Here is a 17,546-nt window from a genome sequence, read left to right on the forward strand (position 1 = left end):
TAAACTTTACTGTTCTTATCATACCACGATTCTAAGAGGAGAACAAGGTAAGCACTTAATCCAAGAGATGAATCCCAGCCTGTTGAAGCTGAGTCAAATAGCGGAAATAAAAGGCCCCTGTCAACCGCCCCTGAGCACCGTTGGTCACATAGAAGGAAATCTGATAATGAAATTTCCCCGTGGTCGTATCATTGACCACACCGGTAATGACCGGTTCAGCTGTTAAATCCTCTGCATAGTCCTGGCTCAGCCCCTCCGTTATAACTTGAACCTGATGAGCCAAGTCTTCCAGCTGGGTCTGGTCCGTAATGGGTAAATCAATGACGATTTGGCGGTTCTCCCGACTAAGGTTATTGACAATACTAATATCCCCATTTGGAATGTAGTAGCGATTGCCACTAGTTCCCTGGATAATGGTCGTCCGAATTCCCACGGTCTGGACCTTGCCTCGAATGTCACCAATTTTGACTTCTTCGCCTACTTCGTATTGGCCCTCCAAAATAATGAAGAAGCCATTGACCACATCGGTAATGAAATCCTTGACCCCTAACCCGACGGCTACCCCGGCAATCCCGGCCCCGGCTACTAAGGTTGAAACTGGAAAGCCTAGGATAGCTAAAACAGCATAGACATAGAAGAAATAAAAGGCATAGTTAATGGCATTCTTAGTAATGGTCCAAATGGTCTGGAGTCTTTGAGGTGAAGTCTTAGGTGCTACCTGAAAGACCTTGTGGCGCAATCTGGATTCGAAAAAGCGATTGACCAAGCCTCTCCCCAGCCAAAAGATGACCGTTACTAGGATGAATTGCCAGAGCCGGTTGAGAATTTCCGGCCAGGCTAAATGACTAATTTGGTTGAAGACATCCACTGTCGCTGTCTGCCCCCTTTGCTAGACCACTGCCTCAGCAGTCTCAAAAAGCTTAATAAGGCGAGCCACCTCTCCAGGATTGGAAGTCAAATGCAGAAGATGGGTTAGACGCTGCATGACATTCTTACGAGTAATAATGCCTAAGAAACGGTTATCCCCATCCACCACACAGACAAAGTTCTGATCAATTAAGTAGTTGAGCACCTCTGCTAAATTGCAATTAGCTTGAACCCGAACCGGTTGACACAGCATCACATCGCGAACCTTAAGCTCGTCCAGACGCTCCATTTCAATGGCGTCAACAGTCATGACGGCTTTGATAATCATGGACATGGAGATGACCCCCATCAACTTAGACTCGGCCGACAAAACCGGAATCATGGTGTAGTTGGACTGGGTTAGAATTAAGAGCCCCGTACTAAGGGTGTGTTGATCAATCACATTGGCGACATTATCAGCTGGAATCATGAAATCCAGCATGTTGCTAGCAACTAAGGCTTCAATTTTGGGATGTATCATATCCAGCCTCCTCAAGTAAATTTCGATCAAAAACTTGGGTCAACTGATCCAAGCGATGTTTTTCATCATCGTAGAACTCAACTTTAATAGTTTGGGGTTCAAAAGTTAGGATGGCATAGGTCCGATAAGGTAAGGAGCCCCGTGAGTAGTTAAGGCTACCCGGATTGCAGAGCAAAACGCCATCCTCAATCTTGGCATAGGCCACATGGGTATGGCCGTGGAAGGCAAACTGGCAATGATTGTCATGAGCTGCCTTGACCATCCGTTTGCTATTAAAGTAGACATTGTGGAAATGGCCATGAGTCAGGAAAATACGCCCTTGGCGAGTATTAATGACCAATTCATCCGGATATTCTGGGTCATAGTCATTATTGCCGGTTACCACCGCATCTACCTTTTCCCAGACGGGATCATCAGGGGCAAACTCTGAGTCTCCACAATGCAGAATAAGATCAACTTGTGGCCGGTAATATTCCACTAATTCATGGACTTTAGGCCAACGGCCATGATTGTCACTCATTAATAAAATTTTCATGCTGTCACCTCAAGCCATTCAGGTAGGCTAGCCAGGAGGGCCTTAATGGCATTGGCCCGATGGCTGATTTGGTTTTTACGACTTAGTGGGATTTGGGCAAAGGTAGCCCCTTCTTGGTCCACATAGAAAACTGGATCGTAGCCAAAGCCCGATTCTCCACTTGGCTCCAGCGCAATGGTCCCGTAGGCCCGCCCTTCTACGACATGACTGTCGTGGTCAGGCGAGGCCAACACTAAGCAAGTGACGAAGTAAGCCTGGCGTTGGTCCCCACTGGCTTGACTCATCTCCCGCAAGAGCTTGTCAATATTGGCCTTGTCAGACTTGGGTTGGCCGGCATAGCGAGCCGAATAGATGCCGGGCGCACCATTTAGATAAGGTACGACTAGACCTGAATCATCCGCCAAGACTGGTAAATTCAATAGTTTAGCAATGCTTTCTGCCTTAAGTCGGGCATTGGCTTCAAAGCTATCCCCCGTCTCTTCAACATCTGGTAGATCAGGATAGTCTAAAAGCGAGACAACTTCAATGCCCTTAGGCCCCAAAAGACGTTCAAATTCTGCTACTTTGCCTTTATTCTGCGTCGCGATGACTAACTTCAAGAATCTCATCTCCTTCAATTTGGCACTGAACGATACTTGGCTCTGCTTGTTCCAACCATGCAGTCACGAACTGGGCGAATTGCTTTGCATCCCCTGTCGTATAGAAATGCTGGCTTGCTGGCTGAATCTGCGCGTCTTTGGCACTGCGACTCAAACCAAAATAGTCTAAGAGCATGCTGACCTCATTCAAGGTCTCTACCCCTGAATCAATCAAGGTGACCCCTTGACCCATGACCGCCTGAATCAGCGGCTTGAGGTGGGGATAATGGGTGCAGCCCATGACCAGAGTGTCAATCCCTGTCTGGTCAAAGGCACTTAAGCTTTCTCTAACCTGTTGCCAGGCCAGAGGGCTATTAAGCTGGTGATTTTCTACTAATTGGACAAAGCTTGGGCAGGGCACACTCGTAACCTGCAGATAGTCTGCCTTATCCTTCATGACCCGTTCATAAAGGTTACTTGCAATGGTCCCCTGGGTCCCGATAACTCCGATATGGTTATTCTCTGTCCGCTCAATGGCGGCCCGGCTACCAGGATGAATGACCCCGACCACTGGAATATCCAAGGTCTGGCGAATCTCTTCCAAGGCTGCCGCTGTCCCGGTATTGCAGGCAATGACTAGCATCTTAATGCCTTTTTTAAGCAAGAAACGGCTTAACTGCCAAATGTAGTCTTTAACCTCTTCCATGGATCGTGGGCCGTAAGGACAACGGGCATTGTCCCCCAAATAAATAATGGATTCATTGGGCAATTGCTTGAGGCTTTGCTTGACCACTGTCAGGCCCCCATAACCTGAATCGATAAAGCCAATTGGTAAATCTTTCATGACATTCATTCCTTAACTAGACTTTCTAATACGCTTACTTCTATTCTATCACAAATACCCATCAAACTAAATGGATGACCTCTGGCGATAAGGAAATCTTTAAAAATATGTGTCCAAGTCTACACACGACAAAAGAGGCTGGGATGCTTCCCAGCCTCTTAGGCTTACATATTTTTCACTTTCATCATCCGAATCAGGTTGGCCCGTTCGGCTTCTTCAAGCTTCATTTCGATATAGTAAATAGTCTCTTCTAACTGCGGAATAATCTGATACTCTAAACCATTAACACGGCGACGTGTTTTTTCAATCTCATCAGCCATGAGTTGGCAAGTTTTCTCAATTTCCGCTAACTTCAAGAGGTCGTCTAGGGAGGCCGTAATCGAGCCAATAGCCTGGTCCATTTCGCTGTTGGACCCGACATAGGAGTAAGGTACTTCGCTGGCATTGGCCGCTTCCTTGACATCTGCAAAGAGCTTAGGCACCGCCACACTCATGATGGAGTCCTGACGAATTTCTAGGGCCACTTCCTTGGATGGTACGGCAAAGAGTTCCTGCACCATAGCATCACTCTCTAGAGACTTAGCCAATACGAAGTCTTGCATGCCTTCAACTAAGTTCCCTTCCACCTTCTGACGAAGTTGGTTGTTCTGCCGGATTAATTCAATGAACTGTCTCATCAATTCATCCCGCTTATCCTTGAGGAGCTTGTGGCCACGACTGGCGATTTTCAGACGATCCTTGAGGTTATTAAGTTCCATCCGGGTCGGTTTGACATCTAAGCGCGCCATCTTCCATCCCCCTATTCTGCTGGTTTAAGGAAGGTATCCAACATATCATCCTTAATCCGCTTGAGTTCTGTCCGTGGCAAGATAGAAAGCAATTCCCAACCCAAGTCTAAGGTCTCTTGAATTGAACGGTTAGTATAGAAACCTTGGTTGATATACTCTTCTTCAAAACGGTTGGTGAACTCAATGTATTTACGGTCCACATCGGACAGGGCCGACTCCCCTAAAACGACAGCTAATTCCTTAGCCTGCTTACCAGTCGCATAAGCTGCAAAGAGCTGGTTCATGGTTGGCGCATGGTCGTAACGGGTCTTACCTTCACCTGACCCCTTATCTTTAAGACGGGACAGGGATGGGAGGACGTTAATTGGTGGCCGGTAACCACTATTATAGAGGTCCCGTGACAGAATAATTTGACCTTCGGTGATATAACCGGTCAAGTCAGGAATTGGATGGGTAATGTCATCTTCTGGCATGGTCAGGATTGGAATTTGGGTAACAGAACCCTTCTTACCAATAATCCGACCAGCACGCTCGTAGAGGGTAGACAGGTTAGTATAGAGATAACCCGGGTAACCACGACGACCTGGCACTTCCCGACGTGCTGCTGAGACTTCACGCAAGGCTTCGCAGTAGTTGGTCATGTCGGTCATAATAACCAGAACGTGCATATCCTTCTCATAAGCCAAGTATTCTGCTGTCGTCAGGGCAATCCGAGGCGTTGCAATCCGTTCGATGGCTGGGTCATTGGCTAAGTTGATAAAGAGAACGGAACGGTCCATAGCACCTGTTTCACGCAGGTCATTCATAAAGAATTCTGCTTCTTCAAAGGTAATCCCCATAGCAGCAAAGACTACGGCGAAGTTTTCATCTGAGTTAAGTACGGTTGCTTGACGGGCAATCTGTGCAGCTAACTCCTTATGAGGCAGACCTGAACCTGAGAAGACAGGTAATTTCTGTCCCCGAACCAAGGTGTTGAGGTGGTCAATAGCCGAAATCCCCGTCTGAATAAATTCATCCGGATAGTCCCGCGCAACCGGGTTAATGGCTTGACCATCAATATCGAGGTACTGCTCAGGAATGAGGTCTGGGCCACCGTCGATAGCTTCCCCCATCCCGTTGAAGACACGGCCGACCATGTCTTCCGAAACCCCTAAATGCAGGGGCTTACCAGTAAAGCGGACCTTGGCGCTAGCTAGGTTAATACCAGCCGAACCTTCAAAGAGTTGGACCAAGGCTTTGTCTTCTTGGACTTCCAAGACTTGCCCTTGGCGGAACTCACCATTATGTAGGCGGATTTCCACCAGTTCGTTAAAGCGAACTCCTTGGACGTCTTCAACCAACATTAAGGGGCCTACTACTTCACTGACCGTGCGGTATTCTTTAATGACTGCCATCGAGTTCACCTCCTTGGGCTAAGATTTGATGGATGCTTGAGTCAATTTCTTGGGCTAGAGCCTTAATACGATCTAGCTCCGTTTCAGGAATAAACTTACTCCGGGCAATACGGTCCCGTAAATCAACGGTACCGGACATGATTTCATGGAAATAAGCACCTAAAACTAAGGCTTCTTGCGCCGCTTCGTGGAAGCGCAGAATGTTGGTCAACATAGCATATTGCTTAGCAAAAGATGTATAGGTATCGACTTCATCAAAAGCGTTCTGTTGCAAGAAATCTTCCCGAATCATCCGCGCCGTATTGAGGGTCATGCGGTCTTTTGGTGATAGAGAATCTACCCCAACTAAACGCACGATTTCTTCCAATTCACTCTCTTCTTGGAGCAGGTTCATAGCCTTGGTGACCTTAGCTGCCCAATCGACTTGCTGTGTTTGGTCAATATATTGACCCACTTCATCACTATAGAGTGAATAAGAGTTCAACCAGTTAATAGATGGGAAGTGACGACGTTGCGCCAATCCTGCATCCAAGCCCCAGAAGACTTTAACAATACGTAAGGTATTTTGGGTAACTGGCTCGGAAATATCCCCACCTGGTGGCGAAACGGCCCCAATAGCGGTGATAGTCCCTTCTAAGCCAGATCCTAAGACCTCTACACGACCTGCCCGTTCATAGTATTCTGCGATTCGGCTCCCTAGGTAAGCTGGGTAGCCTTCATCCCCTGGCATTTCTTCCAGACGACCGGACATTTCCCGCAGAGCTTCAGCCCAACGAGAGGTTGAGTCCGCCATAATGGCAACGGAATACCCCATGTCACGGAAGTATTCGGCAATGGTAATCCCTGTATAAATAGAGGCCTCACGCGCCGCCACCGGCATGTTGGAGGTATTGGCAATCAGAATGGTCCGTTCCATGATGGACTTACCACTCGCTGGATCAATCAATTCAGGGAATTCGTTCAAGACGTCCGTCATCTCATTCCCACGTTCACCGCAACCAACATAAACGACGATGTCCACGTTAGCAAACTTAGCGATTTGGTGTTGCACCACTGTTTTACCGGCCCCGAATGGTCCTGGAACAGCCGCTGCTCCCCCTTTGGTTACAGGGAAGAAGGTATCGATTACCCGCTGACCCGTAATCATCGGTTCGACCGGAATCAGCTTACGGGCAAAAGGCCGCCCCTTACGAACAGGCCACTTTTGCATCAAGGTGCCTTGGAAGACTTGGCCGTCTTTACCTTCAATTTGGTAGACGGTGTCTGTTACCCGATAATCACCCTCTTCAATGGCTGTCAAGCGCCCTGAAATGCCATTCGGTACCATGATACGGTGCTGGATTAAATCTGTTTCTTGAACATAACCTAGAATTTGACCGGCTTTAACAGCTTCCCCTACTTGAACTTGAGGGATAAAATGCCAGCTGCGTTCACGGTCTAAGACAGGAAGAGCTACCCCACGAATAAGATAGTCACTTTCTGTTTGGCTACGGAAACGTTCTAGGGGCCGTTGAATCCCGTCAAACATCTGAGACATCATACCAGGACCTAGCTCAACAGACAGGGGCAAACCAGTTGAAGCCACTGGTTCACCTGGGCCTAAGCCCGACGTTTCTTCATAGACTTGGATGGAGGCTTGGTCGCCCCGCATCTCGATAATTTCACCAATTAAGCCCAGATGCCCAACACGGCAAATGTCTTGAATATTGGCTTCTTCCATTCCATCAGCGACCACTAAAGGGCCTGATACTTTAATAATTTTTCCTTCTTTCAAGCAAACCCCTCCTTTACAAGATATTTTGGCCGACTGCTTTTTCAACATTGTCTTGAATCTGTTGCTTGCCGATCCCTAGGCTCCCCTTATGGGTTGGAATCAGAATAACAGCCGGTGTCACGAGTCCTTGGTAATATGCCAGAACTTCTGGAATTTCTTGAGCATAATCTTCTGTCAGGTAAATAATGCCGTAGTTATCCTTAGCTAGCTGCGCCAATAAGCGACCCAGTACCTCTACTTGGCGGACAGGATAAATGTCAAACCCAATCATTTGAAAAGGCAGAATGGCATCATGGTTGCCGACTACGGCAATTTTGTAAGATTTAGTTGTCATGATAACCCAGTCGCATCCTTTCTTCGATGGCTTCTTTGGCAATGCCATTGGCTCGACCAAGGAGAATCAAACGCAGATTGACTGCTTCCATCTCACGCCCATTCAAATAACGCAAAATCTGTCCGCCAGACAAGGCATCTAGGGAGGCACTATTGACTAAGTGCGTCAAGTAGAGATCTTGAAGTTGTTCCATCTGACTGGCTTGAATCTTGCCTGATTGCATAGCTTGGACATAGGAATCAAAAACCTTGGTATAGGGCAAGGCATTAAAGGCATTAAACCAACTTGCTAGCTGACCGTCTTTAGCCAAATGCAACATTTCCTTAGGTCGCTTGGTCCCCTTACGAGACATCAATTGATAGGCAAAACTGTTTGGCTTGTCTTGAGCCAAGGCTCGTAAGGCCGTAATGGCATTGAAAAAGTCAATCTTGGCATCCACTAATTCTTGTAAGAGCGGCAAGTCGCTTTGATCAGCAATGACCCGCAAATGACGGAAATAGGCTGAATCCATCCCCATATCAATGGCGACCGTGTTTTCATAATCCTTATACTCTGACCAAGTCTGAGCCACTTCTTCCACAATTAAGGGATCGCATAGGTCAGACTCTAGGGTCAGGCTCAAATGCTTGAGCGCCTCCAAAGGATAGGGGCCAATAGGAATCAAAAGATGTGACAAGTCACGACCAATGGCCCGCATTTTCAGGAAAAGCTTAAGGTTATGATAGACATACTTAAGCCCAAAAACATTGACCAGATTTGGGTCTGGGCATTGCTGGTAAGCAAAATCATAGTCCGCCGCCAGCGCCTTCATAATGGTTTGGTCTAAGACATCGTGTTGCCGAATCTCGGCCAAAGGAACACTGTAAGGTGTGCCTTCTAGATAAAGAGCGAGCTGTTCATCATCAACAGCATTCAACAGTTGGACTAGGTTAGCCCGACTGAGGAAGCTTTGTTCCTTGACACTAATGGCTGTATTCAGTTGAGAATAGTCATGAAACGTCATGTCCTAGCCTCCTTTTTAGTCAGCAAAAATTTGATTGGCAATTTGATAGCCTTCCTCTTCATAGATAGCGGTTAACAATTCGCGGAAGAGATAGTTGTATTCAATCCGACCCAGGGTGATGACAAAGCCCGTTTCATGGCGCAAAGGCACCCGCAGAGCCATATCTGGATAACGTGCTTGTAGTTGATCCAATTGGTCTTGGCTGAACTTAGCTTGTGTGTCTTCACCTAGCGCTAATTCAAAGGCTTGGCCAGTAAATTGGTTGAGGATAGGTTCCATGAACTGCCAGATTTGCTGGCTGTCCCAGGCTTCCATCCGAGCCAAAGCTTCAGTGAAAAGTTCTGTTAAGACTTTTTGTTTGGCAGTCAATTTAGCTTGACGTTTCTGATAATCTACTTGTTGTAATTGTTGTTGGTAGCGACTACGCACCTGATTCAAGGCCTGTTGGCGATGGCGATCACGTTCCGCCATTGCTTGTGCTTCAGCCTTTTCTAGCAAGTCATGGTGTTCATGACGCGCCCGTCTGAGCAAGGCCTCTCCTTCTTCTGTCACCTGCGCCAAGATAGCTTGACGCAAGGATTCCATTTCACTCATATTAGGACCTCCTCCCCAGCGTCTATTGAACGTTGGTTAAGAGCATGAAGGATACAACGAAGGCCAAAATCGCGTAGGTTTCTACCATGGCCGCTAAGATGACCCCTTTCATGACATGTTCAGGACGTTTTGCTAAGATTTGAAGACCTGCAGTCGCCACATTCCCTTGGTACTTAGCAGAGAAGTAACCCACTACCCCTACTGGCAAGGCTACGAAAACATAAGCCAAACCAGTTGCTAGGCTAACCCCAGCAGACATACGCAAGAGGATGAAGAAGCCGATAACGAAGCCATAAAGGCCTTGGGTACCAGGCAAGAGTTGTAAGATTAAGGCTTGGGCGAATTTATCTGGTTCTTCTTTCAATAAAGCGGCTGCGGCTTGACCGGCAGTCCCGACCCCACGTGAAGAGCCCATTCCACTAAAGATAACAGCGATAGCGATGGCTAAGCCAGCAAAGAAGGCGCCCCCGTATTCTGTAAAGTAAGCAGCTAAATGTTCCATGTAATTATTCCTCCGATTTTACTTTTGTTTGAACGTTTTGATTGACTGGTGCCAGGGGCTGGAATGGCTGACCGCCGCCTTCGTAGAACTTACCGAAGAATTCGACGAACATCAAACGAGCGCCATGGACATATCCTGACAGCATGGACAGGAAGATGTTAAGGCCGTGCAAGAGCACAAAGAGCAAGAGCCCAATACTAAAGCGCGCCCACACAGGTAAAAAGGCCACAATGGTGTTAAAGGCCGCCCCGATACTCCCGCCTGACAAGCCCAAGGCCATAAGACGTGTATAAGAGTCAAAGTCCCCAATGTAACCAGAAATCCCATAGAGATTGTAGAGACCTGAACCCAGTCCACCTAGGCTCTTAGCCTTGATGACGGAGCTGAGGACAATCCCAATGGCATTGACAATCGCCAGGATTTGACCGACCGTGCCTAACCAAGCTGCACCTGGAATCATTGGCCCCAGAATCATAGCGACTAAGCCTAGCAAAATGAAAATCCAAGCCAAGCCATTAGCGTAAGCTTCATGGAAGTCACGTCGTTTTGCTTTCTGATAGGTATTGAGGAAGAGTCCAGTCATGATTTGCAGGAACCCTAACCCAACAGAAATCAGCAAGATGGTCGTGACATCTGTATTGGTATCAATCAATTTAAATGGTAGATTAAACCCAAAGGCTGACCCGTAAATAGCCCCCCAGATAGCAGTGGATAAGCCTAGAGAGAAGTAGAACTTACAGGTTGTTCTTAGGCTTTCTCGTCCCTTAATCAACCAAAGACCGATGGCGGTTGCTAACATAACCAGCAAACCATAGCCCAAGTCGGCGACCATCATCCCGAAGAAGGTCCAATAGAATGGAGCCAAGAAAGGCGTTGGGTCGACTTCATTATACTTAGGCAAGGCATACATCCGGGTCACCGATTCAAAAGGTGCCACTAGAGGATGGTTGCGTAATTTAATTGGTACTTGGTCTAGCTCTTCATCCTTGGCTTCAGCAACTTTCATAACGACTAAGCCTTTGAAAGCTTGCTTAAGAGTCTCTTGTAAATGCGCCGTCGCGCGTGTTTCCGTCCAACCTTCAACCGCCGCTAAATGTTCAGTCAAACCAGCGTTTTGACTCGCTGCTTCACGCAAACTATGATTGGCTAAGTAATCTAATTGAACTTTGAGTTGGTCTACCGTCTCTTGAGACTGGGTCAACTCTTGGCGAATGGCTTGGATAGTTTCTTGCACTGTCTTGAGTCGTTCAGAGGTCAATGGCAGTTGCTCCTGAGGCAGGCGCTCAAAAGGATACTCTAATGCCTGGAAGGAAGCAGGTGCCAAACTATCCAAGAAGTCTGCTTGACTGCTTAATTTCTGACTAAAGACCACAACCCCTACTTCCTGGGGATTGCTGAAGACTCGCTTAACCACTAAGTCTGGCAAAGCTGCCAAAGCCTTGTAGTAACGATCAATACTATCTGCCGGCACGGTCCCTATTGCCACATTGACCACTTGATGGTCTTGCCCTCCTTGAGGTAAGACATCTAGCTTTTGCCATTGGGTCAAGAGGGCCAAATCAGCCTGCAAGGTCTGAGCTTCTTTTTCTAAATCCTTGAGTCGCTTATTGAGCTGACTTGCTCGGTTAACAGCTAATTGTTCATTGAACTGACGTCCTTGGGCTTCCAATTCTTGGAAGGTCAATTCTGGCAGTCCCTCGGTTAGAGAGGCTACGAGACCCTTCTTAGGCAAATGCTGTTGATAGAGGGTCAGTGCCTTTTGCACCTTTTCCTGACGTTTCTGAAGCTGGGGAAGTAGATTGACGGCTTCCGCCTCGTCTTCCCGCTTAGACGTCCCTCGCTCACTGGCTTCAAGGTCTTGCCAATCGTCCAATACCTTGAGGTTATTGAGATGGACCTGGCCATCTTCTTGAAGGACAGTCAGTAATTCCGGCAGAAGGGCCTTGCTTGTCACCAAGGTAATCTTCTGCATTGGACTAACGGCCATAATTGTCTACCACCTTTGTCAAAATGTGTTGGAGCCAGTGTTCACGCTGGCCAGCCAAGACTTGCTCAACCAAGGCTTGAGTTGCCTCTTGGGTTGAAGCTAATTCTTCTTGAGCGACTTGATAGCGTGCTTCTAACTGGGCTTCTTCTTCTGCCACTAGAGCTTGGGTCACTTGGTCGAATTGGGCGATTACCTCTGCCAACTCTTCCTCACCTACTTGACCTAAGGCAGTTACTTGTTCTTGATAGTCACGTCTTAAAGCTTCGGCTTCACGCTCGATAGCCTGCATTTCTTTCATGGTTGTATTCACACTTAATTGCACCTCCTATAACTCGGATACGCCTACTATTATACCAAAACAATCCCGTTTTTTATAGCAAAATCGTTCCTTATTCCATACCTTGAAAAAAATGCTTGACATCATGAACGCATGTTCGTATACTAGAGGTATAGAACAGGTGTTCGCAAGAACATTATTTCGCATAGAAAGGATGACCCCCATGGAACTCTCATTAAATACTAAAGCAATGCCCGCCCTCTTCAGCAATGTCTCCAAGGCAACTCGCCAATTGTTACAACCATTCTTCCAAGCGCCGACTTCAGATGCTAATGTCCAAACTTTTATTATGCCTATGGACCATGTTCTGGAGCGTCTACACCAACATTATGTTAGTCAAGAAGCCTTGACGCTCACCTACGAATATTATGATAAGACCGGCAAAATCCAACTGGGCCAACGCCGTGTTTATGTCACTGGCCTCTTAAGCAATGGCCACTTCCGTTTTATGGCCTGCGACTCCGGCCTGGATTTCCTCTTGGATAGCCAGCAAATTCTCCGTGTAAAATAACCCTTGACCCACCTCAAGCCACTGCCATGGTTTTGGGGCTGATGAAGCAGCTACACTCTCTTAGACGTCTCACTCCTGAGTCGTCTTTTTTGTATACAAGGATAAAAAAAAGCCTCGTCATAGACGGGGCATAAAAATACTTTATTGACCTGTTCCTGGTGTTCCCTGACCATTACCCGATCCTTGCGCTGGTGGCGTGACCGGTTGAACTGGTTGTGTTGGTTGAACTGGTTGTGTTGGTTGCTCAGTATTTTCTGGCGGAACTGTCGGTTGGACAGGATCCGGTTGAACTGGTTGTGGTGCTACCGGCTCTTCATAATAATATTCAGTGGCTGGTGCTACTGGATTGTAATACTCATTCTGCCGGAAGTTCTGCGCATTATCTTGCGTTTGGGATACTTGTTGCAGTTCCTCTGCTGTAAAGCCAGTTGGATATTGGTTGATAATCAACTTAGAAGTCTTGGAAACCGTCGCAGTGGTTGTTCCTCCTGTATCCCCAAGAGGATCATGGAGTTGACTAGCACTAATTGGTGTTAAGCCTGAATTCAAACGCAACTCATTGGCCACCTTAAGGCGGGATGAGAGTGGCGCATAGTAGTAATAGATTTCATCCAAAATCAAATCTTCCAAATTTTCAAAGCGAATAGCGGTGATATTTTGGAGGGCTGGCGAGTATTTCTGATAGATATTAAGAGCTTGCTTGAGGTCTAGGTTGGTTTGAACATTTTTAGCCACAACTTCCAGCAATTGCGGGTAGTTGGCAATCGCCCCAACATTGGAGAGCTTATCAACCAAGGCCTTGATCACCAGTTTTTGCCGGTTTTGGCGCCCTGTCTCCCCTTCAGGATCATCATAGCGCATCCGAGCAAAGTTCATAGCATTCCAACCATCGACATGCTTGGTTTCGCCTGCTACGAAGCTTGATTCTTGATAGGTAAAGGTAATTGGGCTCGTGACATCAATCCCACCTACAGCATCGATTAACTGTTCCAAACCTTGCATATTGACCACGGCATAGTAGTCAATTGGCACATTGAGGAAGTTTTGCACGGTATCAATGGTTAAGTCGACGCCACCGAAGGCAAAGGCATGGTTAATCTTATCTTGTCCATGACCCTGAATATCGGTGTAAACATCCCGCGGGATGCTGAGCATCTTAGTGGTACGAGTCTTTGGATTCAAGGACAAAATAATCATGGAGTCCGAACGCCCTACATAGCCCTTGCTAGTGTCACGTCCACGACCATCATCGTCTGTCCCTAGTAAAAGAATATTAATCGGATCGCCGGTTTCAATAGAAGCTTCCTTAGGTCGGATTTTCTTCACATCTACGGTTCCACTCTTCCCTATTTCAGTCGAATTTTGACTGACTTGATCAGCAGCGTTGTTCATTGTCCATAGTATTCTGACTGCATGAGCAGCACCTGCAAGGAGCACTAAAAAGAAGATAATGAGAAACCAGCGACTTAATCCCCATTTTTTCTTCTTAGAACCGTGCAGCTCGCTACGCGATTGTTTTACTTTATTAGTCATTCCATCACATTCCTTAATTATTTTCCAACTTCTCTTGTAACTGTTGGAGCAAGACATGCTGGCTATCAGCGTCTAGGTTGACAATTGACATAGGGGCTTCCGTCATTTGACTGAAGTAACCCGCCCGGAACAAGTCCAGAAATTCATCAAAAGTCATATCTGTCCGGATGGCTTCTTGCAGAAGAGCAACTTCCTGGTCTAAACTTGGCACTTTCTGCCAATTAGCTAGGTGATTGATAATTCCTTCTAAGACATCCATTTGTCTTTGGCCTTGACTGAGAGAGGTCTCATCCGTCTGACGAGCCAAATAAACATAGACTTCACGCCCTGTCAATTTCACCTCTTGGCCCTTGGTCAGGAGACGATTTTCCAAGACAAAATCTTGCTTAGGCACTAAGGTAACGCCACCCAATCGATCAATTAGGGGACGAAGCTTAGAAAACCTGACTTCTATTGTATAATCAATCGGCACATTAAGCAACTCATGTGTTGCTTTTTCAATTGATTGTAATGGTTTCATCATGAAAACTTGACCTAATTTACCAGCTGGTAGACTAGCCCCTTCCTTAAGCGTAGATTCACTCGGAATCTGTAGGCGGGTGCTCTCTCCTTGCCCTACTTCCAGCAGACTGAGGCTAATCAAACGTGTCTCCTCTGAGACCAAACGTCCCGATTCATTATCATCCACACCTAGCCACAAGAGTGTGAGTGGTTTACGCTCTCGAATACGCTCTGGTAAGCTCGATTCAGCATTAGCTGGGCTACTTGCCACTTCAACCAAAGGCTCATAGGCTGAACTAATATTTCGTAATACAAAACTTACATAGAAGAAACAAACTACTCCAATAACCATCAAGAAGAAGACAATCAGCACCAATAGGCGACTACGCCGATAGTTGCGATCGTCATATTCATAATAGGATGAAGGGATTGACCGTTTTGTACGTCTTTCTTTCAAAACAGTCCTCCATCTTAAGCTTGAGAGGACACGTCATAACCCTGCGGATTTTCTTGCTGCCATTTCCAGGAATCCCGGCACATATCGACCAAGTTCCGTTGAGCGTACCAACCCAAGAGTTGGTTAGCCCGGCTAGCATCAGAATAGCAGGTTGCCACATCACCCGGACGGCGATCGACAATCTTGTAATTGACCTTAATACCATTAGCTTCTTCAAAGGCCTTGATTAAGTCCAAGACACTGTAGCCTTCGCCAGTCCCTAGGTTATAGGTTTCAACCCCTTTGACCGTCAAGTTACGGTCTAAGGCCTTGAGGTGACCGAGTGATAAGTCTACTACGTGAATATAGTCGCGAACCCCAGTCCCATCAGGCGTTGGGTAGTCATTCCCAAAGACACTAAGAGCAGGCAATTTACCAACCGCTACCTGGGTAATATAAGGCATCAAGTTATTAGGAATTCCCTGAGGGTCTTCACCAATACGGCCAGAGGCATGGGCCCCAATTGGGTTAAAGTAGCGCAAGATAGTAATGGACCAGTCTGGATCAGAAACAGCTAAGTCACGGAAAATCTGCTCTTTCATGACCATGGTTGAGCCATAAGGGCTGTTAGCAGTATGAGTCGGCATATCTTCGGTTAAAGGCGATGGATTATTAAGGCCATAAACGGTTGCCGAACTAGAGAAGACGATATTCTTCACGCCAAATTCATTCATAACTTCCACTAAGGCGATGGCACCACCTACGTTATTGTGATAGTACTTAATTGGCTCCGCAACGGATTCCCCAACTGCCTTATAGCCTGAGAAATGAATGACTGCTTGAATATCATTTTCCTTGAAGACTTGGCGCATGGCGTCCTTGTCTAAAACATCCACTTGATAAAAAGCAAAGTCCTTACCTGAGATTTGGCGAATACGATTTAATACTTCTGGTTTAGAATTAGAAAAATTATCAACAATTACAACTTCATGGCCAGCAGCTAATAATTCCACGACGGTATGACTACCGATATAACCTGCTCCGCCTGTTACGAGAATTGCCATAGGAACACCCCTATTACATATTTTTATTGAACAGTCTCATTATAGCACATTTTAAGGCCAAGAGAGAGTCCTAAATCAGAATTTTATCGTTTTTTTAGATTTAGTTACCAGATAGTAACGCTCTTATCTTTCAAGCTACGAAAGGGTTTATGAGCAACTTTAAAATGTTGTGATAATTATTGCGACATTTATTTACATCCCATCCTTAGCTTCCCCCTGGCTCCAAAGCCGACATAAGAAAAGAGGCTGAAAGCACGCTTTCAACCTCTTAATCTAATTATTCTAAATTCTCAGCAATGTTTAAGAGATAGTCACGGAGACCCTCTTTGATTTCTGGGTGCTTGAGCCCATACTCAATACTCATTTCCAAGAAACCTAACTTATTACCAATATCGTAACGTTTGCCATCAAAACGTTTAGCAAAGACTCTTTGGGTCTTGTTGAGGGTATCAATGGCATCGGTCAACTGGATTTCACCACCTGCACCCGGTGCTTGATTTTCTAAGATGTCAAAAATCTCAGGAGTCAACAAGTAGCGCCCAATAATGGCTAGGTCACTTGGGGCATCCTCTGGCTTAGGTTTTTCTACAAAGTATTCTACATTGTAAATCCCATCTTCTAGCTCACGCTCAGGTGCGATAATCCCGTACTTAGACGTCTCTTCATGAGGCACTTCCATGACTGCGATATTAGAGGCATGTGTCTTCTCATAGACATCAATCAATTGCTTAGTTAGGGGCTCCTGACCCTGCATAATGTCATCCCCTAGCATGACCACAAAGGGCTCATTGCCCACAAAGGCTTTGGCTTGCAGAATGGCATGACCCAAGCCCTTAGGATAAGATTGGCGAACGAAGAAAAGGTTGACATTGGTTGGCTTAACCAATTCCAGCAAATCATCCTTACCTTGCTTACGTAGGTGTTCTTCCAATTCAATGTTGGAATCGAAGTGGTCTTCAATGGGACGTTTGCTCTTACCAGTGACGATTAGGATATCTTCAATCCCTGCTTCAATGGCTTCTTCCACAATAAATTGAATGGTTGGTTTATCCACAATCGGTAACATTTCCTTAGCCATAGCCTTGGTAGCTGGCAGGAAGCGCGTCCCATAACCTGCGGCCGGAATGACAGCTTTCTTAACTTTTACCATTTCCCTTGCTCCTTTTCATGAAGTTTAATGGCCTAAGGCCTATTCTGAAGGTACTTCAATGGAGAGACTCGCCTCTACCTGTTCTAAGCGCGACTCCATTTCTTCGATACGACTATTGAGACTTTCAATTTCAGCCGTCTTCTTCTTCATCGGCAATTGAAAGAGTTGATTGAAGGCGTAGATGGCTACAAAGAGGAAAGCCACTAGGCCTAGCATATAGACCCAACCACTACGGGTCAGGCGCCGATTAATTTTACGGCTGAGGTCTTGGCTTGCATCGTGTGTCGGCATCTT

At 46.5% G+C, this 17,546-nt stretch carries 20 protein-coding genes; 1 reads left to right on the forward strand and 19 read right to left on the reverse strand.

Annotation, left to right across the window (positions count from 1 at the left end):
- Positions 1-55 precede the first annotated feature (55 nt).
- The 14 genes from ACO53F_RS00830 to ACO53F_RS00895 all read right to left on the reverse strand — a co-directional run bounded on the left by ACO53F_RS00830 (position 56) and on the right by ACO53F_RS00895 (position 12,030).
- Entirely contained in the window at positions 56-868 is an 813-nt protein-coding gene (locus ACO53F_RS00830) for a mechanosensitive ion channel family protein (protein ID WP_485136946.1), read from the reverse strand.
- Between the two features lie 21 nt (positions 869-889).
- Positions 890-1,387: a cyclic-di-AMP-binding protein CbpB gene (cbpB, locus tag ACO53F_RS00835; protein ID WP_298078239.1), complete on the reverse strand. Its 498-nt coding sequence runs from the start codon at positions 1,385-1,387 to the stop codon at positions 890-892.
- The gene (locus ACO53F_RS00840) at positions 1,368-1,922 is read right to left on the reverse strand and encodes a YfcE family phosphodiesterase (protein ID WP_485136947.1); all 555 of its coding nucleotides are present in this window, start codon (positions 1,920-1,922) and stop codon (positions 1,368-1,370) included. Before ACO53F_RS00840 ends, cbpB begins: the two co-directional genes overlap by 20 nt.
- Entirely contained in the window at positions 1,919-2,521 is a 603-nt protein-coding gene (locus ACO53F_RS00845; RefSeq protein WP_485136948.1) for an XTP/dITP diphosphatase, read from the reverse strand. Before ACO53F_RS00845 ends, ACO53F_RS00840 begins: the two co-directional genes overlap by 4 nt.
- Positions 2,493-3,344 carry a glutamate racemase gene (gene racE / locus ACO53F_RS00850; RefSeq protein ID WP_485136949.1) on the reverse strand — a complete coding sequence of 284 codons (852 nt, stop codon included), beginning with the start codon at positions 3,342-3,344 and terminating at the stop codon, positions 2,493-2,495. The genes ACO53F_RS00845 and racE overlap by 29 nt, the downstream gene beginning before the upstream one ends.
- 164 nt (positions 3,345-3,508) lie before the next feature.
- Entirely contained in the window at positions 3,509-4,132 is a 624-nt protein-coding gene (locus tag ACO53F_RS00855) for a V-type ATP synthase subunit D (protein ID WP_314062828.1), read from the reverse strand.
- Positions 4,133-4,143: 11 nt separating this feature from the next.
- Positions 4,144-5,526 carry a V-type ATP synthase subunit B gene (locus tag ACO53F_RS00860; protein ID WP_023390898.1) on the reverse strand — a complete coding sequence of 461 codons (1,383 nt, stop codon included), beginning with the start codon at positions 5,524-5,526 and terminating at the stop codon, positions 4,144-4,146.
- Entirely contained in the window at positions 5,513-7,300 is a 1,788-nt protein-coding gene (locus ACO53F_RS00865; protein ID WP_485136950.1) for a V-type ATP synthase subunit A, read from the reverse strand. Before ACO53F_RS00865 ends, ACO53F_RS00860 begins: the two co-directional genes overlap by 14 nt.
- A 13-nt stretch (positions 7,301-7,313) precedes the next feature.
- Positions 7,314-7,634, reverse strand: a complete 321-nt coding sequence (locus ACO53F_RS00870) for a V-type ATP synthase subunit F (protein ID WP_485136951.1) — start codon at positions 7,632-7,634, stop codon at positions 7,314-7,316.
- Positions 7,624-8,637: a V-type ATPase subunit gene (locus ACO53F_RS00875; protein ID WP_485136952.1), complete on the reverse strand. Its 1,014-nt coding sequence runs from the start codon at positions 8,635-8,637 to the stop codon at positions 7,624-7,626. The genes ACO53F_RS00870 and ACO53F_RS00875 overlap by 11 nt, the downstream gene beginning before the upstream one ends.
- 15 nt (positions 8,638-8,652) lie before the next feature.
- On the reverse strand, positions 8,653-9,231 hold the full coding sequence (locus tag ACO53F_RS00880; protein ID WP_485136953.1) for a V-type ATP synthase subunit E family protein: 579 nt from the start codon (positions 9,229-9,231) through the stop codon (positions 8,653-8,655).
- A gap of 22 nt (positions 9,232-9,253) precedes the next feature.
- Positions 9,254-9,733: a V-type ATP synthase subunit K gene (locus ACO53F_RS00885; protein WP_070755362.1), complete on the reverse strand. Its 480-nt coding sequence runs from the start codon at positions 9,731-9,733 to the stop codon at positions 9,254-9,256.
- Positions 9,734-9,737: 4 nt separating this feature from the next.
- Positions 9,738-11,720 carry a V-type ATP synthase subunit I gene (locus ACO53F_RS00890; RefSeq protein ID WP_485136954.1) on the reverse strand — a complete coding sequence of 661 codons (1,983 nt, stop codon included), beginning with the start codon at positions 11,718-11,720 and terminating at the stop codon, positions 9,738-9,740.
- Entirely contained in the window at positions 11,710-12,030 is a 321-nt protein-coding gene (locus tag ACO53F_RS00895) for a hypothetical protein (protein ID WP_454922956.1), read from the reverse strand. Before ACO53F_RS00895 ends, ACO53F_RS00890 begins: the two co-directional genes overlap by 11 nt.
- 190 nt (positions 12,031-12,220) lie before the next feature.
- Here ACO53F_RS00895 and ACO53F_RS00900 point away from each other — a divergent pair, with 190 nt between their 5' ends.
- Positions 12,221-12,568, forward strand: a complete 348-nt coding sequence (locus ACO53F_RS00900; protein WP_298078223.1) for a hypothetical protein — start codon at positions 12,221-12,223, stop codon at positions 12,566-12,568.
- A gap of 141 nt (positions 12,569-12,709) precedes the next feature.
- On the opposite strand, the gene ACO53F_RS00905 is transcribed toward ACO53F_RS00900, so the two are convergent.
- The 5 genes from ACO53F_RS00905 to ACO53F_RS00925 form a co-directional block, all read right to left on the reverse strand.
- Positions 12,710-14,101, reverse strand: a complete 1,392-nt coding sequence (locus ACO53F_RS00905; protein WP_485136955.1) for an LCP family glycopolymer transferase — start codon at positions 14,099-14,101, stop codon at positions 12,710-12,712.
- A 13-nt stretch (positions 14,102-14,114) separates the two neighbouring features.
- A complete protein-coding gene (locus ACO53F_RS00910; RefSeq protein ID WP_485136956.1) occupies positions 14,115-15,059 on the reverse strand; it encodes an LCP family glycopolymer transferase in 945 nt (314 codons plus the stop codon).
- A gap of 14 nt (positions 15,060-15,073) precedes the next feature.
- Positions 15,074-16,102 carry a UDP-glucose 4-epimerase GalE gene (gene galE / locus ACO53F_RS00915; RefSeq protein ID WP_485136957.1) on the reverse strand — a complete coding sequence of 343 codons (1,029 nt, stop codon included), beginning with the start codon at positions 16,100-16,102 and terminating at the stop codon, positions 15,074-15,076.
- Positions 16,103-16,379: 277 nt separating this feature from the next.
- Positions 16,380-17,252 carry a UTP--glucose-1-phosphate uridylyltransferase GalU gene (gene galU / locus ACO53F_RS00920; RefSeq protein ID WP_291429099.1) on the reverse strand — a complete coding sequence of 291 codons (873 nt, stop codon included), beginning with the start codon at positions 17,250-17,252 and terminating at the stop codon, positions 16,380-16,382.
- Positions 17,253-17,291: 39 nt separating this feature from the next.
- Positions 17,292-17,543, reverse strand: coding sequence for a hypothetical protein (locus tag ACO53F_RS00925; RefSeq protein ID WP_023390911.1), 252 nt, complete (start codon positions 17,541-17,543; stop codon positions 17,292-17,294).
- Positions 17,544-17,546 lie beyond the last annotated feature (3 nt).

Source organism: Abiotrophia sp., from assembly GCF_057275535.1.